This window comes from Pseudomonas sp. 20-5 (assembly GCF_056782835.1).
Genome location: NZ_CM165584.1, coordinates 3,963,574 through 3,987,362, shown reverse-complemented (window position 1 = coordinate 3,987,362; position 23,789 = coordinate 3,963,574). Strand labels below are relative to the sequence as shown.

At 67.8% G+C, this 23,789-nt stretch carries 28 protein-coding genes; 22 read left to right on the top strand and 6 right to left on the bottom strand.

Translation table 11 applies throughout. The annotated features are described in order from the left end of the window. Positions 1-60 precede the first annotated feature (60 nt). The 8 genes from AC1RB9_RS18310 (at position 61) to AC1RB9_RS18275 (ending at position 8,042) form a co-directional block, all read left to right on the top strand. Entirely contained in the window at positions 61-2,322 is a 2,262-nt protein-coding gene (locus tag AC1RB9_RS18310; RefSeq protein WP_003449750.1) for a chemotaxis protein CheA, read from the top strand. A 53-nt stretch (positions 2,323-2,375) separates the two neighbouring features. Continuing rightward, positions 2,376-3,482 (top strand): protein-glutamate methylesterase/protein-glutamine glutaminase, encoded by a 1,107-nt coding sequence (locus AC1RB9_RS18305; RefSeq protein WP_003449751.1) that lies wholly within the window; start codon positions 2,376-2,378, stop codon positions 3,480-3,482. Positions 3,483-3,570: 88 nt separating this feature from the next. Next, on the top strand, positions 3,571-4,311 hold the full coding sequence (locus AC1RB9_RS18300; protein WP_003159935.1) for a flagellar motor protein: 741 nt from the start codon (positions 3,571-3,573) through the stop codon (positions 4,309-4,311). Positions 4,312-4,323: 12 nt separating this feature from the next. Continuing rightward, complete coding sequence (motD, locus tag AC1RB9_RS18295) at positions 4,324-5,214, top strand: flagellar motor protein MotD (RefSeq protein WP_003083090.1); 891 nt, start codon at positions 4,324-4,326, stop codon at positions 5,212-5,214. A 94-nt stretch (positions 5,215-5,308) separates the two neighbouring features. Beyond that, complete coding sequence (locus AC1RB9_RS18290) at positions 5,309-6,097, top strand: ParA family protein (RefSeq protein WP_003083092.1); 789 nt, start codon at positions 5,309-5,311, stop codon at positions 6,095-6,097. A gap of 91 nt (positions 6,098-6,188) precedes the next feature. After that, the gene (locus AC1RB9_RS18285; RefSeq protein WP_003083094.1) at positions 6,189-7,079 is read left to right on the top strand and encodes a CheW domain-containing protein; all 891 of its coding nucleotides are present in this window, start codon (positions 6,189-6,191) and stop codon (positions 7,077-7,079) included. A 45-nt stretch (positions 7,080-7,124) separates the two neighbouring features. Next, positions 7,125-7,604, top strand: a complete 480-nt coding sequence (locus tag AC1RB9_RS18280; protein WP_003083098.1) for a chemotaxis protein CheW — start codon at positions 7,125-7,127, stop codon at positions 7,602-7,604. A 30-nt stretch (positions 7,605-7,634) separates the two neighbouring features. Continuing rightward, positions 7,635-8,042: a DUF2802 domain-containing protein gene (locus tag AC1RB9_RS18275; protein ID WP_003083101.1), complete on the top strand. Its 408-nt coding sequence runs from the start codon at positions 7,635-7,637 to the stop codon at positions 8,040-8,042. A 33-nt stretch (positions 8,043-8,075) separates the two neighbouring features. On the opposite strand, the gene AC1RB9_RS18270 is transcribed toward AC1RB9_RS18275, so the two are convergent. Then, positions 8,076-8,762 carry a glutathione S-transferase family protein gene (locus AC1RB9_RS18270; protein WP_003449752.1) on the bottom strand — a complete coding sequence of 229 codons (687 nt, stop codon included), beginning with the start codon at positions 8,760-8,762 and terminating at the stop codon, positions 8,076-8,078. Positions 8,763-8,870: 108 nt separating this feature from the next. Here AC1RB9_RS18270 and AC1RB9_RS18265 point away from each other — a divergent pair, with 108 nt between their 5' ends. The 4 genes from AC1RB9_RS18265 (at position 8,871) to AC1RB9_RS18250 (ending at position 12,000) form a co-directional block, all read left to right on the top strand. Next, complete coding sequence (locus AC1RB9_RS18265; RefSeq protein ID WP_003083105.1) at positions 8,871-9,842, top strand: helix-turn-helix transcriptional regulator; 972 nt, start codon at positions 8,871-8,873, stop codon at positions 9,840-9,842. Between the two features lie 90 nt (positions 9,843-9,932). Beyond that, positions 9,933-10,349 (top strand): hypothetical protein, encoded by a 417-nt coding sequence (locus AC1RB9_RS18260; RefSeq protein WP_003083108.1) that lies wholly within the window; start codon positions 9,933-9,935, stop codon positions 10,347-10,349. 57 nt (positions 10,350-10,406) lie between these two features. Beyond that, positions 10,407-11,129 carry a purine nucleoside phosphorylase YfiH/LACC1 family protein gene (locus tag AC1RB9_RS18255; RefSeq protein WP_003083110.1) on the top strand — a complete coding sequence of 241 codons (723 nt, stop codon included), beginning with the start codon at positions 10,407-10,409 and terminating at the stop codon, positions 11,127-11,129. A gap of 133 nt (positions 11,130-11,262) precedes the next feature. Next, complete coding sequence (locus AC1RB9_RS18250; protein WP_003083112.1) at positions 11,263-12,000, top strand: SDR family oxidoreductase; 738 nt, start codon at positions 11,263-11,265, stop codon at positions 11,998-12,000. A gap of 65 nt (positions 12,001-12,065) precedes the next feature. Here AC1RB9_RS18250 and AC1RB9_RS18245 read toward each other — a convergent pair whose 3' ends face one another. From AC1RB9_RS18245 to fliK, 4 genes are all read right to left on the bottom strand, one after another. Further along, positions 12,066-12,407, bottom strand: a complete 342-nt coding sequence (locus AC1RB9_RS18245; RefSeq protein WP_003117799.1) for a hypothetical protein — start codon at positions 12,405-12,407, stop codon at positions 12,066-12,068. A gap of 107 nt (positions 12,408-12,514) precedes the next feature. Beyond that, positions 12,515-13,069 carry a GNAT family N-acetyltransferase gene (locus AC1RB9_RS18240; protein WP_003449753.1) on the bottom strand — a complete coding sequence of 185 codons (555 nt, stop codon included), beginning with the start codon at positions 13,067-13,069 and terminating at the stop codon, positions 12,515-12,517. Positions 13,070-13,169: 100 nt separating this feature from the next. After that, a complete protein-coding gene (locus AC1RB9_RS18235; RefSeq protein WP_003083121.1) occupies positions 13,170-13,505 on the bottom strand; it encodes an EscU/YscU/HrcU family type III secretion system export apparatus switch protein in 336 nt (111 codons plus the stop codon). After that, positions 13,502-14,980 carry a flagellar hook-length control protein FliK gene (gene fliK, locus AC1RB9_RS18230; protein ID WP_003083123.1) on the bottom strand — a complete coding sequence of 493 codons (1,479 nt, stop codon included), beginning with the start codon at positions 14,978-14,980 and terminating at the stop codon, positions 13,502-13,504. The genes AC1RB9_RS18235 and fliK overlap by 4 nt, the downstream gene beginning before the upstream one ends. A gap of 285 nt (positions 14,981-15,265) precedes the next feature. Between fliK and ccmA the strand changes: the two genes are divergently transcribed. The 10 genes from ccmA (at position 15,266) to AC1RB9_RS18180 (ending at position 22,821) form a co-directional block, all read left to right on the top strand. Next, a complete protein-coding gene (gene ccmA, locus AC1RB9_RS18225) occupies positions 15,266-15,967 on the top strand; it encodes a cytochrome c biogenesis heme-transporting ATPase CcmA (protein ID WP_003140265.1) in 702 nt (233 codons plus the stop codon). Next, positions 15,964-16,635, top strand: coding sequence for a heme exporter protein CcmB (gene ccmB / locus AC1RB9_RS18220; protein WP_003083130.1), 672 nt, complete (start codon positions 15,964-15,966; stop codon positions 16,633-16,635). The genes ccmA and ccmB overlap by 4 nt, the downstream gene beginning before the upstream one ends. A gap of 122 nt (positions 16,636-16,757) precedes the next feature. Continuing rightward, complete coding sequence (locus tag AC1RB9_RS18215; RefSeq protein ID WP_003083135.1) at positions 16,758-17,516, top strand: heme ABC transporter permease; 759 nt, start codon at positions 16,758-16,760, stop codon at positions 17,514-17,516. Then, on the top strand, positions 17,513-17,689 hold the full coding sequence (ccmD, locus tag AC1RB9_RS18210) for a heme exporter protein CcmD (RefSeq protein WP_003083136.1): 177 nt from the start codon (positions 17,513-17,515) through the stop codon (positions 17,687-17,689). Before AC1RB9_RS18215 ends, ccmD begins: the two co-directional genes overlap by 4 nt. Further along, positions 17,686-18,174 carry a cytochrome c maturation protein CcmE gene (ccmE, locus tag AC1RB9_RS18205; RefSeq protein WP_003083137.1) on the top strand — a complete coding sequence of 163 codons (489 nt, stop codon included), beginning with the start codon at positions 17,686-17,688 and terminating at the stop codon, positions 18,172-18,174. Before ccmD ends, ccmE begins: the two co-directional genes overlap by 4 nt. Then, positions 18,175-20,148 (top strand): heme lyase CcmF/NrfE family subunit, encoded by a 1,974-nt coding sequence (locus AC1RB9_RS18200; RefSeq protein ID WP_003107324.1) that lies wholly within the window; start codon positions 18,175-18,177, stop codon positions 20,146-20,148. It begins immediately after the preceding gene. 3 nt (positions 20,149-20,151) lie between these two features. Beyond that, positions 20,152-20,694 carry a thiol:disulfide interchange protein DsbE gene (dsbE, locus tag AC1RB9_RS18195; protein ID WP_003083138.1) on the top strand — a complete coding sequence of 181 codons (543 nt, stop codon included), beginning with the start codon at positions 20,152-20,154 and terminating at the stop codon, positions 20,692-20,694. Beyond that, entirely contained in the window at positions 20,691-21,158 is a 468-nt protein-coding gene (gene ccmH, locus AC1RB9_RS18190; protein ID WP_003087150.1) for a cytochrome c maturation protein CcmH, read from the top strand. The genes dsbE and ccmH overlap by 4 nt, the downstream gene beginning before the upstream one ends. Beyond that, positions 21,155-22,378 carry a c-type cytochrome biogenesis protein CcmI gene (ccmI, locus tag AC1RB9_RS18185; RefSeq protein WP_003083145.1) on the top strand — a complete coding sequence of 408 codons (1,224 nt, stop codon included), beginning with the start codon at positions 21,155-21,157 and terminating at the stop codon, positions 22,376-22,378. Before ccmH ends, ccmI begins: the two co-directional genes overlap by 4 nt. 26 nt (positions 22,379-22,404) lie before the next feature. Continuing rightward, entirely contained in the window at positions 22,405-22,821 is a 417-nt protein-coding gene (locus tag AC1RB9_RS18180) for a hypothetical protein (protein WP_003087156.1), read from the top strand. A gap of 3 nt (positions 22,822-22,824) precedes the next feature. Here AC1RB9_RS18180 and AC1RB9_RS18175 read toward each other — a convergent pair whose 3' ends face one another. Further along, complete coding sequence (locus tag AC1RB9_RS18175; protein ID WP_003449754.1) at positions 22,825-23,631, bottom strand: helix-turn-helix transcriptional regulator; 807 nt, start codon at positions 23,629-23,631, stop codon at positions 22,825-22,827. Positions 23,632-23,789: the final 158 nt, after the last annotated feature.

Sequence of the window (23,789 nt, the reverse complement as noted above, 5' to 3'; positions counted from 1 at the left end):
TTCCGGCAGGACAGCGGTCCTGCCGATCCTTTCGAGTAACACGTCTCTGGGAGCAGCCGAATGAGCTTCGACGCCGATGAAGAAATCCTCCAGGACTTCCTGGTTGAGGCCGGCGAGATTCTCGAGCAATTGTCCGAGCAACTGGTCGAGCTGGAGAGCCGGCCGGACGATATGGACCTGCTCAATGCCATTTTCCGTGGGTTCCATACGGTCAAGGGCGGTGCCGGCTTCCTCCAGCTGAACGCGCTGGTGGAATGCTGCCACATTGCGGAAAACGTCTTCGATATCCTGCGCAAGGGCGAGCGGCGCGTCAGCTCCGAACTGATGGATGTGGTGCTGCAGGCGCTGGATACGGTCAACGCGATGTTCGACCAGGTGCGCGAGCAGTCCGAACCGACCCCGGCGACGCCCGAGCTGCTGGCGGCCCTTGCCCGCCTGGCCGAGCCCGAGGGCGCCGAGCCCGCGGAACCTGTGCAAGCGCCACCGGCGGCCGTTCCGCCAGCCGAGCCTGCGGCGCCGCCGGAAGCGCCCGCGCAGAGTGCCTCCAGCGATATCACCGACGACGAGTTCGAGCAGTTGCTGGATGCTCTGCAGGGCGACGAAGCGCCGGCCTCCGCCGTTGCAGAAGCGCCCGCGGCTCCCGCTGGCGACGAGATCAGCGACGCCGAGTTCGAGGCGTTGCTCGACCAGTTGCACGGCAAGGGCAAGTTCGTCCCGCCGGCGGTCTCGGCCGAGCTTGCGCAAGTCCCCGCCAAGGCGGTCGAGCCGGCCGCGGCTGCCGCTGGTGACGATATCAGCGACGACGAGTTCGAGGCGCTGCTCGACGAACTGCACGGCAAGGGCAAGTTCGGCGATGTCCCGGAAGCCGCCGGCACACCCGCCGCACCGGCTGCCGCGGCTCCAGCGGCTGCGCCGGCGGAGCAGGGCAAGGCGCCGGCCGCCGCGGGCGGCGATGAGATCAGCGACGACGAGTTCGAGTCGCTGCTCGACGAACTGCACGGCAAGGGCAAGTTCAACGGCGCCTCCGAGGCCGTGGCGGCCGCCGCGGCGGTAGCCAAGAACATCGCGGCGAAGAGTCCCGCGGCGAAACCGGTCGCTCCGGCCAAGGCCGCCGCCGCGCGTCCGGCGGCGCCCGACAGGCCCGCGGCGAGCGAGGCGGAGACCACCGTGCGGGTGGATACGGCGCGTCTCGACGAGATCATGAACATGGTCGGCGAGCTGGTGCTGGTGCGTAACCGCCTGGTGCGCCTGGGCCTGAACAGTGGCGACGAGGCCATGGCCAAGGCCGTGGCCAACCTCGACGTGGTCACCGGCGACCTGCAGATGTCGGTGATGAAGACCCGCATGCAGCCGATCAAGAAGGTCTTCGGCCGCTTCCCGCGCCTGGTTCGCGACCTGGCGCGGAACATGAAGAAAGAGATCAACCTGGAGCTGGTGGGCGAAGAGACCGACCTCGACAAGAACCTGGTCGAGGCCCTCGCCGATCCGCTGGTGCACCTGGTGCGCAACGCCGTCGACCACGGCATCGAGAGTCCGGAGGAGCGCGAGGCCGCCGGCAAGCCGCGGGTCGGCCAGGTGGTGCTGTCAGCGGAGCAGGAGGGTGACCACATCCTCCTGATGATCACCGACGACGGCAAGGGCATGGACGCCGAGGTGCTGCGCAACAAGGCGGTGGAGAAGGGCCTGCTGGAGCGCGATGCGGCGGACCGCCTGACCGACCTGGAGTGCTACAACCTGATTTTCGCCCCGGGTTTCTCGACCAAGACCGAGATTTCCGACGTGTCCGGCCGCGGTGTCGGCATGGACGTGGTGAAGACCAAGATTTCCCAGCTCAACGGCACGGTCAACGTGTTTTCGCAGAAGGGGTCCGGCTCGAAGATCGTCATCAAGGTGCCGCTGACTTTGGCGATCATGCCTACCCTTATGGTGATGCTGGGCAGCCAGGCGTTCGCCTTCCCGCTGGTCAACGTCAACGAAATCTTCCATCTTGACCTGTCGCGCACCAATGTCGTGGATGGCCAGGAAGTGGTGATCGTCCGCGACAAGGCCTTGCCGCTGTTCTATCTCAAGCGCTGGCTGGTGCCGAGTGCGGCCCACGAAGAGCAGGGTGAGGGGCACGTGGTGATCCTGTCGGTCGGCACCCAGCGCATCGGTTTCGTCGTCGACCAGTTGGTGGGACAAGAAGAAGTGGTGATCAAGCCACTCGGCAAGATGTTGCAGGGCACCCCCGGCATGGCGGGCGCCACCATCACCGGGGACGGGCGCATCGCCCTGATCCTCGATGTGCCGAGCATGCTCAAGCGTTACGCACGGCGCATCTGACGCCGCGTATGGGTTTCCGGCGGCGCAGGAGCGTCGCCCTCTGAGGAGTAGCTATGGCAGTCAAAGTCCTGGTGGTGGACGATTCGGGGTTCTTCCGCCGCCGTGTCTCGGAGATTCTCTCCGCCGATGGACAGATCCAGGTGGTCGGCACCGCCACCAATGGCCGCGAGGCCATCGAGCAGGCGCTGGCCCTGAGACCCGATGTGATCACCATGGATTACGAGATGCCGCTGATGGACGGCATCACCGCGGTACGCAACATCATGCAGCGTTGCCCGACCCCGGTCCTGATGTTCTCCTCGCTGACCCACGAGGGCGCGCGGGTGACCCTGGATGCACTGGACGCTGGAGCGGTCGACTACCTGCCGAAGAATTTCGAGGACATCTCGCGCAACCCGGACAAGGTCCGCCAGTTGCTCTGCGAGAAGGTCCTGACCATCGCCCGTAGCAATCGTCGCTCGATCACCCTGCCGCCGCTGCCTTCGGCCACCTCGTCCAGCCATGCGCCGGCGTCGTCCTCCAGCGTCGGCGCGAGCGCGCGTGTTGGTGCCGGCGCGTCGCCGGCCCCGGCGTCGACCTCGGCGGCGCCGAAGCGCAAGGCCTACCGGCTGGTCGCGATCGGTACCTCCACCGGTGGACCGGTTGCCTTGCAGCGGGTGCTGACCCAGTTGCCGGCCAACTTCCCGGCGCCGCTGGTACTGATCCAGCACATGCCGGCGGCCTTCACCAAGGCCTTCGCCGAGCGCCTCGACAAGCTGTGCCGGATCAACGTCAAGGAGGCGGAGGACGGCGACATCCTGCGTCCCGGCCTGGCGCTGCTGGCGCCGGGCGGCAAGCAGATGATGGTCGACGGCCGCGGCACGGTGCGCATCCTCCCCGGCGACGAACGCCTGAACTACAAGCCCTGCGTCGACGTGACCTTCGGCTCGGCGGCCAAGGCCTACAACGACAAGGTCCTGGCGGTGGTCCTCACCGGCATGGGCGCCGACGGGCGCGAGGGTGCGCGCCTGCTCAAGCAGGGCGGCAGCCAGGTGTGGGCGCAGGACGAGGCCAGTTGCGTGATCTACGGGATGCCGATGGCCGTGGTCAAGGCCAACCTGGCGGACGCGGTGTACGGGCTCGACGACATCGGCCGGCACCTGGTCGAGGCGTGCCAGTAAGCGTGCGTGCAGGAATGAGGAGACTGCCTTCGATGGCCACCCACGTGACGAGCTGCGCGCGCCTTCGCCGAGCCGAGGGGACGCGCTGATGGATGTGCTCAGCCTGGTCGGGATCACCCTGGCGTTCGTCGCCATCGTCGGCGGCAACTTTCTCGAGGGCGGCCACGCCGGAGCCCTGCTCAACGGTCCGGCGGCGCTGATCGTGATCGGCGGCACCCTGGCCGCGGCGCTGTTGCAGACCCCGGTGAACGTGCTCAAGCGCGGCCTGGGCATGCTCGGCTGGGTGTTCTTCCCGCCGCGCGAGGATCTTTCCGGGGGAATCGACCGGATCGTCTCCTGGAGCATGACCGCGCGCAAGGAAGGCCTGCTCGGCCTGGAGAGCATCGCCGATGCGGAGCCCGATCCCTATGCGCGCAAGGGCCTGCAACTGCTGGTGGACGGCGCCGAGCCGGAAGTCATCCGCAGCATCCTCGAGGTCGACCTGTTCACCCAGGAAAGTCGCGACCTGCAGGCCGCCAAGGTGTTCGAGAGCATGGGCGGCTATGCGCCGACCATCGGCATCATCGGCGCGGTAATGGGCTTGATCCATGTGATGGGCAACCTGGCCAACCCGGCGCAGCTCGGCAGCGGCATCGCCGTGGCCTTCGTCGCCACCATCTATGGCGTCGGCTTCGCCAACCTGCTCCTGCTGCCGATCGGCAACAAGCTGAAAACCCTGGTACTGCGCCAGTCGCGCTACCGCGAGATGCTCCTGGAGGGCCTGCTGTCCATCGCCGAGGGCGAGAACCCGCGTTCCATCGAGTTGAAGCTGCAAGGCTTCATGGACTGACCGGAGCCGAGCATGCAGCGCCGCCGTCGCCACCAGGAGGAACACGAGAACCACGAACGCTGGCTGGTTTCCTATGCCGACTTCATCACCCTGCTGTTCGCCTTCTTCGTGGTGATGTATTCGATTTCCTCGATCAACGAGGGCAAGTACAAGATCCTCTCGGAGACCCTCACCGGCGTGTTCAACCAGCCCGACCGCTCGTTGAAGCCGATTCCCATCGGCGACGAGCGGCCGCGCACCACCGAGCCGGAGCGCACCAGCGTCGAGGAGCAGCCCAGCGACAACGCGGCCAGCGCCGACTCGCTGGAGCGGATCGCCGACAGCGTGCGCGATGCCTTCGGCGACTTGATCGCCTCCGACCAGTTGAGCGTGCGCGGTAACGAGCTGTGGATCGAGATCACTCTCAATTCCAGCCTGCTGTTTCCCAGCGGCGATGCGCTGCCCAACGATGCCGCCTTCGATATCGTCGAGAAGGTCGCCAAGATCCTGGCGCCCTACAAGAACCCGATCCATGTCGAGGGCTTCACCGATGACGTGCCGATCCATAGCCCGCGCTATCCCACCAACTGGGAACTGTCGGCGGCGCGGGCGGCGAGCATCGTCCGCCTGCTCGGCAACGATGGGGTCGAGCCGTCGCGGATGGCTGCGGTGGGCTATGGTGAATTTCAGCCGGTGGCGGACAATGCCAGCGCCGAGGGGCGGGCGAAGAATCGCCGGGTGGTGCTGGTGATCTCGCGCAACCTGGAGGTGCGGCGCAGCGTCAGCGGGGTCGGCAGCGGCAAGGCGCAACCGGATTCGGCGCTCCGCCACGCAGGCTCGGCAGCTGGCACGCAAGCTGCAGATACTGGCGGTACGCCGGCGCCCGCGCCGGCAACCGTCAATTCCCCGTCGCCTTCGCCATGAGCGCGCGAACCATGGTTTGCGTACGGGCGCCGGGGCCGAACTGGCCATTAGCGCGGCCCCAACCGGGTAGACCCATGCCAGGAAGAGTAGAGCAATGAAAGTCTGGGCAGTCGCCAATCAGAAAGGAGGGGTCGGCAAGACCACCTCGTCCATCGCCCTGGCCGGCCTGTTGGCGGATGCCGGCAAGCGCGTGGTCGTGGTCGACCTGGACCCCCACGGCTCGATGACCAGCTATTTCGGCTATGACCCGGACACCCTCGAGCACAGCGCCTTCGACCTGTTCCTGCACCAGGGCAACGTCCCCGAGGGGCTGCCGGCCTCGCTGCTGCGCAGCACCAGCAACGAACGCATTTCCCTGCTGCCGTCGAGTACCGCGCTGGCCACCCTGGAGCGCCAGTCGCCGGGCAAGAGCGGTCTCGGCCTGGTGGTCTCGAAGAGCCTGGCGCAGCTCTGGCAGGATTTCGACCATGCGATCATCGACAGCCCGCCGCTGCTCGGCGTGCTGATGGTCAACGCCCTGGCCGCCAGCCAGCACCTGGTGATCCCGGTGCAGACCGAGTTCCTCGCGGTGAAAGGGCTGGAGCGGATGGTCAACACCCTGGCGATGATCAACCGGTCGCGCAAACAGGCGTTGCCCTATACCATCGTACCTACGCTGTTCGACCGGCGGACCCAGGCTTCGCTGAGCACGCTGCGGATTCTCAACGAGAACTACCCGGACAACCTGTGGCAGGCGTTCATTCCCATCGATACCCGCCTGCGCGATGCCAGCCGGGCCGGGGTCACGCCGTCGCAGCACGACGGCAAGAGTCGCGGGGTGATCGCCTACCGCGCCTTGCTCAAGCATCTGCTGGCGCAGCAGCCGGCCACCCGGGTGGCCTGATGGCGCGCCGGTCGCCGCGCCGACAGGCGCATTCAAGCCGCACCGGAGTGCGGCCGATAACCGTTGTAGACCCCTGTCGCGGAATACCCACATGAGCGCCGCCACCGCCACCCGTTCGCAACTGGCCTTGCAGTCCTACCTGGATGCGTTGCTCCAGGAGGCCACTTTCGAGGACCTGGAACCTCTCGTCGAGACGCCGCCAGCGCCTGCGCCCGCGCCGTTGAAGCCTGTCGCGCTGGCGGTCGCCGAAGTGGCGACACCGGCCCCGGCGCTGGAAACGCTGCCGGTCGACCACGGGTTCGACGAGTTCGAGGCCGCGGTGCTCGAGGAGCAGGTCCGCGATGCGCGCCTGGTTCCGCCGGCGCCGGCGGCCCTGCTCGACGAACCGACGACGTTGCGCGAGCTGCCGGTCGAGCCACGGCCCCACGAAGTCATCGAGTTGCGCGTGCCGAGCGCCCCGGCGAGCGTCGGCGAGCCGCCGCTGCTCGACCTGCCGCTGCTCGACGACGGTCGTCCGGCCTGGGCGGCGGAGCCCTTCGAGTGCCTGCTGTTCGACGTCGCCGGGCTGACCCTGGCGGTGCCGCTGGTGTGCCTCGGCTCGATCTATCCGCTGGAGAACCAGGAACTGACCCCGTTGTTCGGCCAGCCCGACTGGTTCCTCGGCATCCTGCCGTCGCAGGCGGGCAACCTGAAGGTGTTGGACACCGCACGCTGGGTGATGCCCGAACGCTACCGCGACGACTATCGCGACGGCCTCAAGTACGTGATCTCGGTCCAGGGCTACGAGTGGGGGCTGGCGGTGCACCAGGTGAGCCGCTCGATCCGCCTCGACCCGGCCGAGGTGAAATGGCGCAGCCAGCGTAGCCAGCGGCCCTGGCTGGCCGGCACGGTCATCGAACACATGTGTGCGCTGCTGGATGTGGCGGCGCTCGCCGAACTGATCGCCAGCGGCGCCGTCAAGCGCCTGCACGGCGACCATTGATAGACAGCTTCCGCCACTTGCGGCGGTTTTCGAGAGGTTAGGGGAATGAGCAAAGCCACCGCGCAAAGCGCCGAAGATCCGATCCTGCAGTGGGTCACCTTCCGCCTGGACAACGAGAGCTACGGCATCAATGTGATGCAGGTCCAGGAGGTGCTGCGCTACACCGAGATCGCCCCGGTGCCGGGCGCGCCGAGCTACGTGCTGGGCATCATCAACCTGCGCGGCAACGTGGTCACGGTGATCGACACCCGCCAGCGCTTCGGCCTGGACCCTGCGCCGGTCAGCGACAACACGCGGATCGTCATTATCGAGGCGGACAAGCAGGTGGTCGGCATCCTGGTCGACAGCGTCGCCGAGGTGGTCTACCTGAAGCAGTCGGAAATCGAGACCGCGCCGAACGTCGGCAACGAAGAGTCGGCCAAGTTCATCCAGGGTGTCTGCAACAAGAACGGCGAGCTGCTGATCCTGGTCGAGCTGGACAAGATGATGACCGAGGAAGAATGGTCGGAGCTGGGCAGCATCTGATGCGTTCTACCGACACGAGGGCCTGCTGAGATGGAGGTCGTCGCGCTGGCACTGGCGCTCGCCGCCTGCCTCGGCCTGGCGGCGGCGTGCCTGTGGCTGCGCCGTGAATTGCGCCGCCTGCAAGCTGCGCTGGCGCAGCAGGCGGAGGAGGGCGCCGCGCGCGAGCGCCGGCTCAAGGAGCTGAGCAAGCGCATCGAGTCCTACCAGCAGGTCAACGTGCGCATGGGCGAGGCCTTGCAGGACCTCGGCAAGCAACTCGCGCCGCTTCCCGACCGGGTCGCGCGCCTGGAGCAGCGCGATCCGACCACGCTGTCGTTCAGCCAGGCCGCACGCCTGGTCGGGCTCGGCGCCAGCGCCGAAGACCTGACCCAGGCCTGCGGTCTGTCGCAGGCCGAGGCCGAGCTGGTGGCGCGCCTGCACGAAGCCAAGGGCAAGTGACGGTCGCCGGCCCGGCGCTGGCGCTGGCGCTTTTCAGGCGAGCAGGCGGCTCGCCACTTCTGCCAGTGTCACCTCTCCCCTGAACTCCCCGCAGCTCTGCGCCGGCAGGCGATCCTCGATGGCATGGGCGAAGCGCACCGCCGGGTCCTGCTCCAGCTTCTCCAGGTGTCGATGCAGGCGCGGAAAGTCGTGTTGCAGGTCGAAGTAGCCCAGCTCCCGTCCCCAGCGAGCGGTACCCGCGAGGTAGGCGTCGGCCACGCTCGGCCCTTCGCCGGCCAGCCACTTGCGGTCGCCGAGCAGCTTGTCGATCCGGTCATAGGCTCGCGCCGCGCGCGTCAGCGCCCTTGCCGTCGTGGTTGCGTCGGCGTCCTCCAGATAGAACAGGGCTCCCCAGGCCGAATGGCATTCGGTATGCAGGAGGGCGAGGGCGAAGTTCAGTTCGTCGAACTCGGCGCTGCCCTGCGGATAACCGAGCTTCCTGCACAGGTCGCGCGCCGCCAGGTGCTGGAGAATGGCCAGGCTTTCGCTGAGCGCGCGGCCGTCCTCCAGGAGCAGGGTGGGCGTCTGGCGAGCCGGGTTCAGGCGCACGTAGGTGCGCTCGCCGGTCTCCAGCGGCATCTCGATCCGACACAGGCGATAGGGGCGGCCGAGCCACTCGAGGGCCACGATCGAGCCGAAGGAACAGCCGTGGGGTACGCCATAAAACAGTACAGGTTCCATCTTCCATCTCCGTTCAGGTAACGCACGTTGCGCATCGCAACCGGGCTGAACGCAGGGTAGGGGGGATATAGGCTATATTCGGTCCTGATTTTTCCGGTGGATCGAAAAATGTCCAAGCCCACGGTGCGCGTGCTCGCCCTGCTCGAACTGCTGCAGAGCCACGGCCAGCTCAGCGGTAGCGAGCTGGCCAGGCGCCTGGAGGTGGATGGACGGACGCTGCGTCGCTATATCGTCGCCCTCGAGGAGCTGGGCATACCCATCTCGGCGGAGCGCGGACGCCATGGCGGTTACCGCCTGGTGGCCGGTTTCAAGCTCCCGCCGCTGATGTTCAGCGCGGAGGAAACCCTGGCCGTGTCCCTCGGCCTGCTGGCGGTGCGCAGTCTCGGCCTGGGCGAAAGCGAGCTGGCCCTGGAAAGTGCGCAGGCCAAGCTGAGCAGGGTGATGCCCGTTGCGCTGCGGCGGCGCCTCGTGGCGCTCCGCGAGACCGCCAGCCTGGACCTGGCCCGCGCCCGGGCGGGAACCAGTGTGGCGGCGCTGGCGACCCTCGCCGAAGCCGCCCAGGTCCGTGCGCGGGTCGAGTTCCGCTATCGCGACCCGCAGGGCGCCGAAACCCTCCGCCAACTCGATCCCTACGGCCTGGCCTATCGCAACGGCTGCTGGTACGTCAGCGGTTTCTGCCACCTGCGCCAGGCGTTGCGCTCGTTCCGTCTCGATCGCCTGGACGCGCCGCGCATGCTGGCGGAGCGCTTCGAGCGACCGGCGGATTTCGATACCCTCCGCCACCTGCGGGAGAGCTTCGCCCGGATGCCGCGCGCCTACCCGGTGGAAATTCTGATGCGGGCGGCGAGGGAGCAGGTGGTCGCGGTGCTCGGCGAGCCCCTCGGTCTGCTCGCCGAGGTCGATGGCGGTACGCTGTTGCGCGCCAGCACCGACGACCTGGACTGGTTCGCCCGGCGCCTGTGCGGCCTGCCGTTCGACTTCGAGGTCAGGCAGCCGCTGGAGTTGCGCGAGCCGTTGAGGCGCCAGGCCGAGCGTGTCCTGCGTAACCTGGGCCAGGAGGAAGCTTCGGATCACAGGTAGGCATTTAGAGGAAAAGTCCTATTAATTGCGCGGCTGTCGCTTTCTAGAATCGGTCCTGGTCAACCCGCACGTTTCCAGGAGGCCACAAGGATGCCTGCAATACCCCTGCGCGCCATGGTGCTGTGCGCCAACCCCGGCCGTCTGCTCAGGTACGGAGCGCTGTTCAACCGCTGCGGCTACTTCCACCTGAGCCTGTGCCTGGACCGACGGGAGCTGCGGCGCTCCCTGGACCAGGGTTACCCGTACGACTATTGCCTCTACGACGGATTCCGCCTGGACCAGGGCTGCAAGGGCACGCTGGCGATGCTGGGACGCAGCGGCAGCATCCGGCGCTTCCTGCTGGTGGGCGAACTCGATTGCCGCGAGAAGCGCCTGTTGTTCGAGTGGAGCAGAGGCCATGGCCTGAGCATCGGCGCGGTGTCCGACCGGCCTTTGGGCCAGGTCGCCCTGGCTGCGTTGATCAAGCGTGATCGTGGCTGCCCCGACCTCCTGCGCGGCATCGCCTGAGGCGGCTTCCGGGAAGATGAGGTAAGGTCGTTTTCCAACCTTCCATGGCGAGACAGCATGACCGTCCAGGCCGACATCCTCAAGGCGATCGAAGGCATCGAGCATGGCTTCCAGCAAGCCGGCCAGGCACTCTCCGAACGGATATTCCATTGCCGGCAGGTGCATGGCGCCGAGATCGTCGACGCGCGCTCGTTGTCGGAATCGGGACGGCATGCCGCCGACGGTGTTTTCAGCGAAGGGCCGCTGGCGGTCGCGGTGGTCACCGCGGACTGCCTGCCGATTCTCATGAGCAGTCGCGACGGTCGGGTGGTGGCCGCCCTGCACGGCGGCTGGCAGGGGCTCGTCGCCGGTATCGTCGGCGCGGCGGTGGCGCGCTTCAATGCGCGCGGCGTCGCCAGCGCGGACATCCGGGTCGCCATCGGTCCCGGGATCAAAGCCTGCTGCTACGAGGTGAGTGCCGGGTTCATCGAGGCGTTGCAGGTCGGCCACGGCCGCCTCTGGGAGGGCGCGGTGCCGCCCTGGAGCCAGCGTCGTCCGCTCCCCGAGCGGCCACCCCGGTTCGCTCCGCCCGAGCCAAGGCAGGCGGAGCAGGGCGCCTGGCTGGACCTGGTAGCCTTCTGTCGCCAGTTGTTCCAGGCCGCCGGCGTCGGGCCGGCGCAGATCGAAGCCAGCGCCGTCTGCACCTACTGTTCCGGCGATGCGTTCGCCAGTCATCGCCGACGCCAGCGCCTGGGCGAGGAGAAGCGTCAGCAGTACGCCTGGATCGCGCGCAAGCCGTGACCGCGTATCGGTATTGTCCGGAAATCCTGGATAGTCATGACGGTTGTCTGCTGTTTATCCGCCAATACCCGGCTTCTAGACTTTCCCTGTCGATGCGTGGCTGTCGCCACGCTCATTCCAGGAGAGTCCCAGCATGCCTGACATCACCCAAGCCGCCATCGTCACCGGCGCCTCCCGCGGCATCGGTCGCGCCATTGCCCGGCGGTTGGCCGCCGACGGTTTCGCGGTCGCGGTCAACTATGCCGGCAACCAGACCATGGCCGACGAGGTCGTGGCCGAAATCGTCGCCGCCGGCGGCACGGCCATCGCCGTGCAGGGCGACGTGGCCAGCCCGGAGGACATGGACAAGCTGTTCGAAGCCACCAGGGGCGCCTTCGGCCGCATCGACGTGGTGGTCAACAGCGCCGGCACGATGCCCTACCTGAAGATCGCCGACGGCGACCTGGAGGGCTTCGACCGGGTGATCCGCACCAACCTGCGCGGCGCCTTCATCGTGCTCGGCCTGGCTGCCCGGCATGTCGAGCGCGGCGGACGGATCATCGCCCTGTCCACCAGCGTGATCGCCCGGGCGCTGCCCAGCTACGGTCCGTACATCGCGTCCAAGTCCGGGGTCGAGGGGCTGGTGCACGTGCTGGCCAACGAGTTGCGCGGCCAGGACATCAGGGTCAACGCGGTGGCGCCCGGCCCGGTGGCCACCGAGCTGTTCTTCAACGGCAAGAGCGCCGAACAGATCGACCAGATCGCCAGGCTGGCGCCGCTGGAGCGTCTCGGCGAGCCGGACGAGATCGCCGCGGCGGTGTCCTTCCTCGCCGGGCCGGACGGGGCCTGGGTCAATTCCCAGGTGCTGCGGGTCAACGGCGGTTTCGCCTGAGCCGTGTGGGCGGGGCACGAAAAAGCCGGCGCGAAGGCCGGCTTTTTCGTGGTCGCCACTGGCGGTCAGCGGTCGTTCTTGGTCGAGGAGCCGATGGCGTTGCTCAAGCCCTTGCTGTTGTGATCGCCGGGGGTGGTGGCGGAGATCGCGCTGGCCTGCGACAGCCCGCGGCTGTCGCGGGAGCTGGCGATGCCGGAGGTGGCTGAACCATGGCCTTTGCTGGAGTGGCCGCCGAGGTTGCCGCCATGGCTGCCGCCCTTGCCGCCGCCATGACCGCCACCGTTGCCGCCGCCATTTCCGCCCTTGGCATAGGCGGAGCCGACAGGAGAAAGCTCGCCAGGCAGCAGGGTGCTGCCCGCGAACAGCAGGCCGAGAGCAGCTACGGCGAACAGGGTATGTTTTTTCATTTGAGGGATGCCTCCGCAGGCATGTGGTGTGCCGTCTAAAGACCGTTGCGCGAACGACAGGTTCTGTGGAAAGTGACGGATGGCGGGCCCTGCCGGTGGTTCCTCCTTCAGCGGTTGCGCCAGTGCTCGGCGAGCAATCCGTAGAGCGCCGAGTCGGAGACTTCTCCGGAAACGATCCAGCGTTGTGCGAGCAGGCCCTCCTGGCGGAAGCCCAGGCGCTCCAGGCTGGCGGCCGAAGGCCGGTTGCGCGGATCGATCTCCGCCTCCAGGCGGTTCAGGTCGATTTCATCGAAAGCGAACGCCAGCAGCCTGCGCAGCGCCTCGCCCATGTAACCCCGGCCCTGGGCTGCACGTGCCAGGCAGTAGCCGAGTTCGGCGCGGCGCGAGCCTTTCTCGAAATGGAAGAGGATACAACTGCCGAGCAATTGGCCGTCTTCTCGACGCTCGATGGCCAGGTTCAGGTATTCGCCGTCGACGAGCGCCTGGCTGTCCCGCAGGATCGCCTCGCGGGCCTGCGCAGGGGGCGTCCACGGCGGTGTGTTCCAGTAACGCATGACTTCCGGGTCGGACATCATGGCGAACAGCGGCGCGGCGTCTTCCTCTCGGAAAGTGCGTAGCCGCAGGCGCGGGGTGACCAACGGGTGGGGAAAGACGAAGTTCATCGGGCGCTCCTTTGCCGAGGTCGGAGGCTGCGCAGCTTAGCGCGCAGCGGCGAGGTCCTGGAGCTGATGTGCGTGCGGATGTTTCGCCGTGCGGGCTGGCTCAGTCGCCGGGACCGCCGAGTAGCAGCATCTGGTTGCCATCCGCGGCGTCCGGCGCGAATCCCTCGGGACACTTGCCTTTCAGGTGCCAGGCGAAGGCGATGATCTCGGCGATGGTGCGATACAGCGCTTCCGGAATGGCGTCGCCGAGTTCCAGGCGGGCGAGCAGGCGGACCAGCTCGGCGTTCTCGTAGATCGGTACCTCGTAGTCGCGGGCGATGGCCAGGATCGCCTCGGCCAGTTCGGCGTCGCCCTTGGCGGAAAGGGTCGGCGCGGCCTGGCCGTCGTAGCTCAGGGCGATGGCCTGGCGCGGGGCGGGTGACTGCTTTCTGTTCATGCGGTTTCGTCTACCCAGCGTTGTTCGATGGTCGCTCGCGGGCCCTGGGGCGGGCGGCCGCGTTGGCAGGTGATCTCGCCAACGGTCAGGCCGGCGTCGCGCAGGCGTTGGCGCAGGTGGCCGAGTTCATGCTCGACCAGCCGCGCGGTCGCGTCGCGCTCGGCCCAAAGCTGGCTGGACAGGCTGCCGCGTAGCAGGGTCGCCTGGGCGTGCAGCGGTCCCAGCGGCTCCAGGTCGAAGGCCAGTTCGACGCGCCAGAGGCTTTCGCGGGCCTCTTCGCCGGTCTTGCGCTGTTCTTCCTGGAACTTCACCTGCAACGGTACCACCGAGTGCTGATGGCGCATGGGCACCTCCATCTGCCAGGTCGCCAGTTGGGTGCCATCCGGCAGGGTGCTGGTCTGCGCCAGGCTCGACAGCTGATGAGTCTGCAGGCGGGAGATCGCCGCGGCGGCAAGGCGCAGCAGCGACTCCAGTTCCATGTCCTCGTCGAACAGTTGGAGAACCTTGCTCGGCAGGGGAAAGTTCAGTGCCTGGGTCTTGTTGGCGCTCTGTCCCAGGTTGCCCAGGGCGTTGCGGACAAAGGCCGGCAGCGCCTGGGCCAGGTTCGCCGTGTTGCCGGCGAACATGCCCGGCGCCTGGGCGCCGGTCGGCGGCAGCGGCGACAGCTGGGCGAACAGGCGCAACAGGTTGGCCTTCAGGTCCTGGCCGAGATGATCGGTGGCGCCCTGCATCAGGCGCGCCTCGAGGAACAGGCCGCTCTGCTGCAGGGCCTGGCCGAGCAGCTTGGAATCGCCCATCTTCTGCGCCTCCGGCAGGCCGGCGAAGAGGCGCTCCACGGCCTGGCGCAGGCTGTCCGGCAGGTCGTTGCGGCCGTTCAGCCCCTGCAGGGCGGCGAACAGGCCTTCCAGGGAAGCCTGGCGGGCGCTCTGCCCGGCCAGTTGCTGGCCCAGCGCAAGCTGGTCGAGGCGTCCGCTGAGCGGCAGGAAGTCGATCTGCTGGCTGTTTTTCACCAGCGCCGTGAGCAGGCTGCCGACCGGCAGCGCCTGGGGCGAGTCGAGGCTCAGCTTGCTGCCGGCGAGCGGCGTGTTGAGCAGGTTCAGCAGGACCCGGTAGACCACCTGCTGGGCCTTGTCCGCCGGCAGCGCGGTGCTGGACAGGACCTTGCCCTGGAGCAGGGTGCCGGGCGGCAGTTGCTCCAGGTCGAGGCTGCTCAGCGGGCCAGCGCCGGCCATGCTGTCGAGCAGGGTTGCAACCACGCTGGTGTTGCTGGTGGCGCTGACGTTGAGCAGGTTGCCCGGCACCAGCGGCCGATTGCTCTGCACTTCCACCAGGCTCTGCCCGCTGTTCGCCAGGGTCAGCTTGAGCAGGACCTGGAAATTGTTCGCCAGGCCTTCCTTGACCGCCAGCACCTCGGCCTTGCCCGACTCGCCTTCGCCCAGCAGGCCGGCCAGGGTCTGCACCAGCTTCAGGGTCATCTCGGCGTCGGCCTGGGCGTTGCCCTGCGATTGCGCCGGCGGCAGCGGGCGTGGGGCGGAGACCGGGGGTAGTGGCGGGGAAGCGCCTATCTCGGCTGGCATGGGTAACAACCTGTCTTAAACGACCCTGCGGAGGCTGGGGAAGGGCGTGTATAATGCCGCGCCTGTCAAACAGGCTGGCCGCGTCGTCACCAGTATAGCGGCCGTGTTTATCCCGACTTTAGGGTCTGTTCCGTGAAGGCCTCCGGCGCCGCGACGAGGAGAGACGCTTGGCGATGTTGTTCGATGTCCGATCCTGCTGAAGTCCCCACAGCCAGCCCCTTGCTGGAAACCGTCGGGCTCGCCTGCGAGCGCGACTGGCGCATGCTGTTCGAGCGCCTCGACCTGCGCCTGGCCGCCGGTGAGATGTTGCAGGTGGTGGGTCCCAACGGCAGCGGCAAGACCAGCCTGCTGCGCCTGCTGTCCGGACTGATGCAGCCGACCGCCGGGGAAGTCCGCCTGAACGGCCGGCCGCTCGCCGAACAGCGCGGCGAACTGGCCCGCAGCCTGCTGTGGATCGGCCACGCCGCGGGAATCAAGGGCCTGCTCAGCGCCGAGGAGAACCTCACCTGGCTCTGCGCGCTGCACCAGCCGGCCAGCCGCGAGGCGATCTGGCAGGCCCTGGCCGACGTCGGCCTGCGTGGCTTCGAGGACGTTCCCTGCCACACCCTTTCCGCCGGCCAGCAACGCCGCGTGGCGCTGGCCCGCCTGTACCTGGACGCACCGCCCTTGTGGATCCTCGATGAACCCTTCACCGCCCTCGACAAACAGGGGGTGGCGCAACTGGAAGCGCACCTGGCCGGGCATTGCCAGCGCGGCGGGATGGTGGTGCTGACCACCCACCACAGCCTGCAGCAGGTGCCCGCCGGCTACCGCGAGCTGGACCTCGGTGCGCTCAAGGCGGCCAGCGGCGCGACGGTCGAGCCGGCGTTGGGCGATCCGGCATGAGCAACGTCTTCAGCCTGCTTCTGGCGCGCGAGGCGCGCCTGCTGTTCCGCCGACCGGCGGAGCTGGCCAACCCGCTGGTGTTCTTCGCCATCGTCATCGCCCTGTTCCCCCTGGCGGTCGGGCCGGAAAGCCAATTGCTACAAACCTTGTCGCCCGGCCTGGTCTGGGTGGCGGCGCTATTGGCCGTGCTGCTCTCGCTGGAAGGGCTGTTCCGCAGCGATTTCGAGGACGGTTCTCTGGAGCAGTGGGTCCTTTCGCCGCACCCCCTGGCTCTTCTGGTGCTGGCCAAGGTGCTGGCACACTGGCTGTTTTCCGGGCTGGCCCTGGTCCTGATGTCGCCGCTGTTCGCGCTGATGCTGGGCCTGCCGGCCCGTTGCATACCGGTGCTGCTGCTTTCCCTGTTGCTCGGTACGCCGGTGCTGAGCCTGCTCGGCGCCGTCGGCGCGGCCTTGACCGTGGGCCTCAAGCGCGGCGGCCTGTTGCTGGCGCTGCTGATCCTGCCGCTGTACATCCCGGTGCTGATTCTCGGTAGCGGGGCGCTGCAGGCTTCGCTGCAGGGACTGCCCAGCAGCGGACATTTATTGTGGCTGGCGAGCCTGACGGCGCTAGCATTGACACTCACGCCATTCGCCATCGCTGCCGGCCTGAAGATCAGCGTAGGCGAGTGAGTCCGCCCGCCGAAGGCATCGGCGGGCGTGCGGTACCGGGCGGCTGTGCCGCCCACGCTTGACCCGGGCTGGCAGCGGAAGGTCTGCCCGGTATTTCCAAAGAGCCCTGTAAACAGAGCCTGATGATGAATTGGACATGGTTTCACAAGCTTGGGTCGCCCAAGTGGTTCTACGAGATCAGCGGCCGCTGGCTGCCCTGGTTCGCCGTGGCGGCGGCGCTGCTGATCGTCACCGGCTGCGTCTGGGGGCTGGCCTTCGCGCCGCCGGACTACCAGCAGGGCAATAGCTTCCGCATCATCTATATCCATGTGCCGGCGGCCTTCCTCGCCCAGTCCTGCTACGTCATGCTGGCCGTGGCCGGTGCCGTCGGGCTGATCTGGAAGATGAAGATCGCCGACGTGGCGGTGCAGTGCGCGGCTCCCATCGGCGCCTGGATGACCTTCGTCGCGCTGCTTACCGGGGCCGTCTGGGGCAAGCCGACCTGGGGCGCCTGGTGGGTCTGGGACGCGCGCCTGACGGCGATGCTGATCCTGCTTTTCCTCTATTTCGGCATCATCGCCCTCGGCCAGGCGATCAGTAACCGCGACAGCGCGGCCAAGGCCTGTGCCGTACTGGCCATCGTCGGCGTGGTGAACATCCCGATCATCAAGTACTCGGTGGAGTGGTGGAACACCCTGCACCAGCCGGCCACCTTCACCATCACCGAGAAACCGGCGATGCCGGTGGAGATGTGGTTGCCGTTGCTGATCATGGTCCTCGGCTTCTATTGCTTCTTCGCGGCCATGCTGCTGGTGCGCATGCGCCTGGAAGTGCTCAAGCGCGAGTCCCGCACCGCCTGGGCGAAAGCCGAGGTGAAGGCCCTGGTGGAGAAGGCACGATGAGCTTCGAATCGTTCGGCGACTTCCTCGCCATGGGCCATCACGGTCCCTACGTCTGGTCGGCCTACGGCATCAGCCTGCTGGTGCTGGCGATCAATGTCGCCGAGCCGCTGCTGGCCCGGCGCCGCTACCTGCAAGAAGAGGCGCGTCGTCTGCGCCGGGAGGCCCAGCAGTGAATCCGGTCCGCAAGAAACGTCTGATCATCGTCCTCGCCATCGTGGTGGGCGTCGGCGCCGCGGTGGGCCTGGCGCTGTCGGCCCTGCAACAGAACATCAACCTGTTCTACACCCCGACCCAGATCGCCAACGGCGAAGCGCCGACCGACACCCGCATACGCGCCGGCGGCCTGGTGGAAAAGGGTTCTCTGCAACGCAGCGAGGATTCGCTGAACGTGCGTTTCGTGGTCACCGACGGCGCCAAGGAAGTGACCATCGCCTACCATGGCATCCTTCCCGACCTGTTCCGCGAGGGGCAGGGCATCGTCGCCCTCGGCAAGCTGGGCGGCGACGGCGTGCTGGTGGCCGATGAAGTGCTGGCCAAGCACGACGAGAACTACATGCCGCCGGAAGTCACCAAGGCGCTCAAGGACAGCGGCCAACTGAAGCACTACGAGAACGGCAAGGCCGCCGGCGAGACCTCGTACAACCAGGAGGGCAAGTAGATGATCCCCGAACTCGGCCACCTGGCCCTGATCCTCGCCCTCTGCCTGGCCCTGGTGCAGTCGAGCTTGCCGCTGGTCGGCGCCTGGCGCGGCGACCGCCAGTGGATGAGCCTGGCGCGCCCGGCGGCCTGGGGGCAGTTCGCCTTCCTCGCCTTCGCCTTCGGTTGCCTGACCTGGGCCTTCCTGCGCGACGACTTCTCGGTGGCCTACGTGGCCGGCAACTCCAACAGCGCGCTGCCCTGGTACTACAAGTTCAGCGCCGTTTGGGGCGCCCACGAAGGTTCGCTGCTGCTCTGGGCGCTGATCCTCGGTGGCTGGACCTTCGCCGTGTCGATCTTCTCCCGGCAACTGCCGGAGGTCATGCTGGCCCGCGTGCTGGCGGTGATGGGCATGATCAGCACCGGCTTCCTGCTGTTCCTGATCATCACCTCCAACCCGTTCAGCCGCCTGCTGCCGCAGACCCCGATGGACGGCAACGACCTCAACCCTCTGTTGCAGGACGTCGGCCTGATCGTCCACCCGCCGATGCTCTACATGGGTTACGTCGGATTCTCGGTGGCCTTCGCCTTCGCCATCGCCGCACTGCTCGGCGGCCGCCTGGACGCCGCCTGGGCGCGCTGGTCGCGGCCCTGGACCCTGGTAGCCTGGGCCTTCCTCGGTATCGGCATCGTGCTCGGCTCCTGGTGGGCCTACTACGAGCTGGGCTGGGGGGGCTGGTGGTTCTGGGATCCGGTGGAAAACGCCTCCTTCATGCCCTGGCTGGTCGGCACTGCACTGATCCACTCGCTGGCGGTGACCGAGAAGCGCGGCGTGTTCAAGAGCTGGACCGTGCTTCTGGCGATCGCCGCTTTCTCCCTGAGCCTGCTGGGCACCTTCCTGGTCCGCTCCGGCGTGCTCACCTCGGTGCACGCCTTCGCCTCCGACCCGGAGCGCGGGGTGTTCATCCTCGCCTTCCTGCTGCTGGTGGTCGGCGGCTCGCTGACCCTGTTCGCCCTGCGCGCGCCGGTGGTCAAGAGCCAGGTCGGCTTCGCCCTGTGGTCGCGCGAGACCCTGCTGCTGCTGAACAACCTGGTGCTGGTGGTGGCGGCCTCGATGATCCTCCTCGGGACCCTCTACCCGCTGCTGCTCGATGCCCTCAGCGGCGCCAAGCTGTCGGTCGGCCCGCCGTACTTCAACGCCATGTTCCTGCCGCTGATGGCGGCGCTGATGGCGGCCCTGGCGGTCGGCGTGCTGGTGCGCTGGAAGGACACCCCGAGCCGCTGGCTGCTCGGCATGCTGACCCCGGTGCTGGTGGCCAGCGCGGTCCTGGCGGCGGCCGGTTCGATGTACTTCGGCGATTTCAACTGGGCGGTGCTGGCGGTGTTCCTGCTGTCCGCCTGGGTGGTCCTGGCCGGTTTCCGCGACTTCCTCGACAAGACCCGGCACAAGGGCGTGCTGGCCGGCGCCCGCAGCCTGACCCGCAGCTACTGGGGCATGCAACTGGCGCACCTGGGCATCGCCGTGTGCGCCATCGGCATCGTCCTCAGCAGCCAGTACAGCGCCCAGCGTGACCTGCGCATGTCGCCCGGCGACACCGTCGAACTGGGCGGCTACCACTTCCTCTTCGACGGCGCGAAGCACCACGAAGGGCCGAACTACACCTCGGACAAGGGCAGCATCCACGTCAGCCGCGACGGCAAGGAGATCGCCACCCTGCATCCGGAGAAGCGCCTGTACACCGTGCAGAGTTCGATGATGACCGAGGCAGGGATCGATGCCGGCTTTACCCGCGACCTCTACGTGGCGCTCGGCGAGCCGCTGGAGAACGGTGCCTGGGCGGTGCGCGTGCACGTCAAGCCGTTCGTCCGCTGGATCTGGTTCGGTGGCCTGCTGATGGGCCTCGGCGGCGCCCTGGCGGCGCTCGACCGGCGCTACCGGGTGAAGGTGAAAACACGTGTGCGCGAGGCCCTGGGCCTCGCCGGTCAGGGAGCCTGAGTCTTGAAACGAGCGATTCTGCTGCTGCCGCTGGGGATCTTCCTGATCGTCGCGGTGTTCCTCTTCCGCGGCCTCTGGCTGGACCCCAGCGAGCTGCCCTCGGCGCTGATCGGCAAGCCGTTCCCGGCCTTCGACCTGCCCAGCGTGCAGGACCCGGCCCGGCGCCTGACCGAGGCCGACCTCAAGGGCAAGCCGGCGCTGGTCAACGTCTGGGGCACCTGGTGCCCGTCGTGCCGGGTCGAGCACCCGGAACTGACCCGACTGGCCGAGCAGGGCGTGGTGATCTACGGGATCAACTACAAGGACGACAACGCCGCCGCCATCAAGTGGCTGAACGAGCTGCACAATCCCTACCTGCTGAGCATCAGCGACGCCGACGGCACCCTGGGCCTGGACCTGGGCGTGTACGGTGCGCCGGAAACCTACCTGATCGACAAACAGGGCATCATCCGCCACAAGATCGTCGGGGTGGTCGACCAGAAAGTCTGGCGCGAGCAACTGGCGCCGCTGTACCAGCAACTGCTGGACGAGCCGGAGGCCCGATGAAGCGTTTCCTCGTCACCGCGCTGCTCGGTCTCGCCCTCTGCGGCGTGGCCCGGGCCGCCATCGACACCTACGAGTTCGCCAGCGACGCCGAGCGCGAACGCTTCCGCAACCTGACCCAGGAACTGCGCTGCCCGAAGTGCCAGAACCAGGACATCGCCGACTCCAACGCACCGATCGCCGCCGACCTGCGCAAGCAGATCTACGGCCAGTTGCAGCAGGGCAAGAGCGACGGCGAGATCGTCGACTACATGGTTGCCCGCTACGGTGATTTCGTTCGCTACAAGCCGCCGGTCAACGAGCGTACCTGGCTGCTCTGGTTCGGTCCGGGCGCCTTGCTGCTGTTCGGCGTGCTGGTGATCGGCGTGATCGTCCTGCGCCGCCGGCGCACCGCTGCCAAGGTGCAAACCACCCTGTCCGCCGAGGAGCAAGCGCGCCTCGCCAACCTGTTGAAGAACGACAAATGATCGATTTCTGGCTCGCTGCCGGCCTGCTGCTGCTGGCGGCCCTGGCATTCCTGCTGATTCCGCTGCTGCGTGGCCGTCGCGCCCAGGCCGAGGAAGACCGTACCGCCCTGAACGTCGCGCTTTATCAGGAGCGGATCGCCGAGCTGGCCGGCCAGCAGGCCGCCGGCACGCTGACCGCCGAGCAACTGGAGAATGGCCGCGCCGAGGCTGCCCGCGAACTGCTCGCCGACACCGAGGGCAGCGGCGAAGAGCGTAGCTCGCGCCTGGGCCGGGCGGTCCCGCTGGTCGCGGCGCTGCTGGTGCCGTTGGTCGCGCTCGGCCTGTACCTGCATTGGGGCGCCAGCGACAAGGTCGAGCTGGCCCGCGAATTCGCCCAGGCGCCGCACTCCATGGAAGAGATGACTGCGCGCCTGGAGCGCGCGGTACAGGCCCAGCCGGATTCCGCCCAGGGCTGGTACTTCCTCGGTCGCACCTACATGACCCAGGAACGCGGCGCCGATGCGGCGCGGGCCTTCGAACGCGCCGCCGAACTCAGCGGGCGGCAGCCGGAAGTGCTCGGCCAGTGGGCGCAGGCACTGTATTTCTCCGGTGGCAAGAAAATGACCGCGCAGATCAAGGCCCTGGCCGACGAGGCGCTGAAGGGCGACCCGGCCGAAGTGACCACCCTTGGCCTGCTCGGCATCGCCGCCTTCGAAGAGCAGCGTTACGCCGACGCCATCGGCTTCTGGGAGCGCCTTGTGTCGGTGTTGCCGAACGAGGACCCGGCACGCTCGGCGATCCAGGGCGGCATCCAGCGTGCCCGCGAGCGCATGACCGAGGCCGGGCAGACCCCGCCGGCGCCGGCCGCGCCCGCTGCCGCCGGGGTGACCCTGACGGTGAAGGTGGATATCAGCGACGCGGTGAAGGGCCAGGTCAAGGCCGACGACAGCGTGTTCGTCTTCGCCCGCGCCGTCGGCGGCCCGCCGATGCCGTTGGCAGTGAAGCGCCTGACCGTCGCCGACCTGCCGGCCGAGGTCAGCCTGAGCGATGCCGACGCCATGATGCCGCAGCTCAAGCTCAGCGGATTCCCGCAGGTCGAGCTGGTCGCGCGGGTATCCCGCGCCGGCAATGCCATCTCCGGCGAATGGATCGGACGCGGCAAACCGTTGTCTACCGCCCAGTCGTCGGCGCAAGCGCTGACCATCGACGGCCCGGACCAGCCCCAGGCGGCCCGGCCATAACGACAATCGGTTGGGGAGGTGCGGCGGTGAAGGCGAAGTATCTGGGTCTGGCGATTCTCCTGGGCGGTCTCGGCGGGTGCGTGGTGCATCCGCCGCAGACCAGCGAACCGCCGGCCTCGCTGCCGCCGCAGAGCCAGCCGCAGCCCGGTCCGTCCAGCGCGCCCGGCGCCACCCCGCCGCGCATCACCCCGCAACCGCAGACTCCGGCGCAGCCCAGCCGCTCGCGTCCGCAGTTCGCCCCGCCGCCAGGCGGCAAGGGCGTCTGGGACGGCAGCCTGGGGGTCTATGTGATCCGCGGCGAGCGCGATCTCTACTACCGCCAGCGTACCTACTACCGCTGGGACGGCGGCTGGTTCTGGTCCACCAGCCCGCAGGGTCCCTGGACCGAGACCGACGCCCGCGGCATCCCGCCCGGTCTCAGCCGGCGCTACGCCAATCCATGACCCCTAGGGGTTCTCCGGGTCGTGCCCGAGCGACTGGATGAACAGCGAGAACAGTTCCGGTTGCGAGGAAATGTCCAGCTTGGCGTACAGGTGGCGCCGATGGACCTTGATCGTCTCCGGCGAGATCGCCAGGCGCTCGGCCATGGCCTTCGACGAGTAGCCGCGAAGGATCAGGCGAGCGATCTCCAGCTCGCGTTCCGATAGCACGCTGGCGCCGAAGTGGCTGAGGGCGTCGCGTATCTGCGTGGCCATCTCTTCCTGCGGTGCGGCCGGCAACAGGCGCTGGCTGCGCTGCTGCCAGTGCTGCTGCATCAGCGCCAGGACCCAGCTCGAGAGCAGCCCGAGCATCCCGCATTCCTCGTCGGCGAATATCCGCTGCATCCCCAGCGATAGCGACAGCGCGCCCTGGCCGGGTACCTGGAGGATGAACTGCACCTCGTCCTCCAGCACGTTGTCGTGGAAGTAGCTGAGGTAGTACTCGCTCTGCCGGAAATGGTCCGGGGCGATCTCCTCGAGGCGGTACAGTCCGCTGGCCAGGCCTTCCCGGCAAGCCTGGTAGAAGGGGTCGAGCAGGTACAGCCCGTTCAGGTAGGCGAGCATCGAGGCCGGCCCGGCCTGCGGTTCGGCGTCGTATTCCTCCAGGGCCACCGGCACGCCGTTGGCGGGGTAGAAGATCGCCAGGGCGTTGTCGAACGGCAGGTGCTGGCGCAGCAGCAGGATCAATTGCTTCCAGAAGCGGTTGCCGCCGATCTGTTCGATGGCGCGGCCCAGGCTGGCGTGCATGCCGATGTCCCGGAACAGGGTGTGCATCCGTATTCGCTCCACGGTGGGTTTTCGCAGGCTCCGGTTTGCGGCTTTTCCACCCGCCGCGTCAAGGGGCGTAACCCCAAAGGGTGATTGGCCCGCCGGTTCCGCGCTCCTAGAGTCGGCGCATAACCAGCGCCCCGGCAAGGGGCCGCCGCGAGTCT

What these genes read in the sequence shown, in the direction of transcription:
- AC1RB9_RS18305 (WP_003449751.1), top strand. Translation starts at nt 2,376, where the DNA reads ATGGCAGTCAAAGTCCTGGTGGTGGACGATTCGGGGTTCTTCCGCCGC.
- AC1RB9_RS18215 (WP_003083135.1), top strand. Translation starts at nt 16,758, where the DNA reads ATGATGAATTGGACATGGTTTCACAAGCTTGGGTCGCCCAAGTGGTTC.
- motD (WP_003083090.1), top strand. Translation starts at nt 4,324, where the DNA reads ATGCAGCGCCGCCGTCGCCACCAGGAGGAACACGAGAACCACGAACGC.
- AC1RB9_RS18235 (WP_003083121.1), bottom strand. Translation starts at nt 13,505, where the DNA reads ATGAACAGAAAGCAGTCACCCGCCCCGCGCCAGGCCATCGCCCTGAGC.
- AC1RB9_RS18250 (WP_003083112.1), top strand. Translation starts at nt 11,263, where the DNA reads ATGCCTGACATCACCCAAGCCGCCATCGTCACCGGCGCCTCCCGCGGC.
- AC1RB9_RS18200 (WP_003107324.1), top strand. Translation starts at nt 18,175, where the DNA reads ATGATCCCCGAACTCGGCCACCTGGCCCTGATCCTCGCCCTCTGCCTG.
- fliK (WP_003083123.1), bottom strand. Translation starts at nt 14,980, where the DNA reads ATGACCCTGAAGCTGGTGCAGACCCTGGCCGGCCTGCTGGGCGAAGGC.
- ccmI (WP_003083145.1), top strand. Translation starts at nt 21,155, where the DNA reads ATGATCGATTTCTGGCTCGCTGCCGGCCTGCTGCTGCTGGCGGCCCTG.
- ccmA (WP_003140265.1), top strand. Translation starts at nt 15,266, where the DNA reads ATGTCCGATCCTGCTGAAGTCCCCACAGCCAGCCCCTTGCTGGAAACC.
- AC1RB9_RS18300 (WP_003159935.1), top strand. Translation starts at nt 3,571, where the DNA reads ATGGATGTGCTCAGCCTGGTCGGGATCACCCTGGCGTTCGTCGCCATC.
- AC1RB9_RS18280 (WP_003083098.1), top strand. Translation starts at nt 7,125, where the DNA reads ATGAGCAAAGCCACCGCGCAAAGCGCCGAAGATCCGATCCTGCAGTGG.
- AC1RB9_RS18255 (WP_003083110.1), top strand. Translation starts at nt 10,407, where the DNA reads ATGACCGTCCAGGCCGACATCCTCAAGGCGATCGAAGGCATCGAGCAT.
- AC1RB9_RS18285 (WP_003083094.1), top strand. Translation starts at nt 6,189, where the DNA reads ATGAGCGCCGCCACCGCCACCCGTTCGCAACTGGCCTTGCAGTCCTAC.
- AC1RB9_RS18290 (WP_003083092.1), top strand. Translation starts at nt 5,309, where the DNA reads ATGAAAGTCTGGGCAGTCGCCAATCAGAAAGGAGGGGTCGGCAAGACC.
- AC1RB9_RS18245 (WP_003117799.1), bottom strand. Translation starts at nt 12,407, where the DNA reads ATGAAAAAACATACCCTGTTCGCCGTAGCTGCTCTCGGCCTGCTGTTC.
- AC1RB9_RS18240 (WP_003449753.1), bottom strand. Translation starts at nt 13,069, where the DNA reads ATGAACTTCGTCTTTCCCCACCCGTTGGTCACCCCGCGCCTGCGGCTA.
- ccmB (WP_003083130.1), top strand. Translation starts at nt 15,964, where the DNA reads ATGAGCAACGTCTTCAGCCTGCTTCTGGCGCGCGAGGCGCGCCTGCTG.
- AC1RB9_RS18265 (WP_003083105.1), top strand. Translation starts at nt 8,871, where the DNA reads ATGTCCAAGCCCACGGTGCGCGTGCTCGCCCTGCTCGAACTGCTGCAG.
- AC1RB9_RS18310 (WP_003449750.1), top strand. Translation starts at nt 61, where the DNA reads ATGAGCTTCGACGCCGATGAAGAAATCCTCCAGGACTTCCTGGTTGAG.
- ccmD (WP_003083136.1), top strand. Translation starts at nt 17,513, where the DNA reads ATGAGCTTCGAATCGTTCGGCGACTTCCTCGCCATGGGCCATCACGGT.
- ccmH (WP_003087150.1), top strand. Translation starts at nt 20,691, where the DNA reads ATGAAGCGTTTCCTCGTCACCGCGCTGCTCGGTCTCGCCCTCTGCGGC.
- AC1RB9_RS18260 (WP_003083108.1), top strand. Translation starts at nt 9,933, where the DNA reads ATGCCTGCAATACCCCTGCGCGCCATGGTGCTGTGCGCCAACCCCGGC.
- AC1RB9_RS18275 (WP_003083101.1), top strand. Translation starts at nt 7,635, where the DNA reads ATGGAGGTCGTCGCGCTGGCACTGGCGCTCGCCGCCTGCCTCGGCCTG.
- AC1RB9_RS18270 (WP_003449752.1), bottom strand. Translation starts at nt 8,762, where the DNA reads ATGGAACCTGTACTGTTTTATGGCGTACCCCACGGCTGTTCCTTCGGC.
- AC1RB9_RS18175 (WP_003449754.1), bottom strand. Translation starts at nt 23,631, where the DNA reads ATGCACACCCTGTTCCGGGACATCGGCATGCACGCCAGCCTGGGCCGC.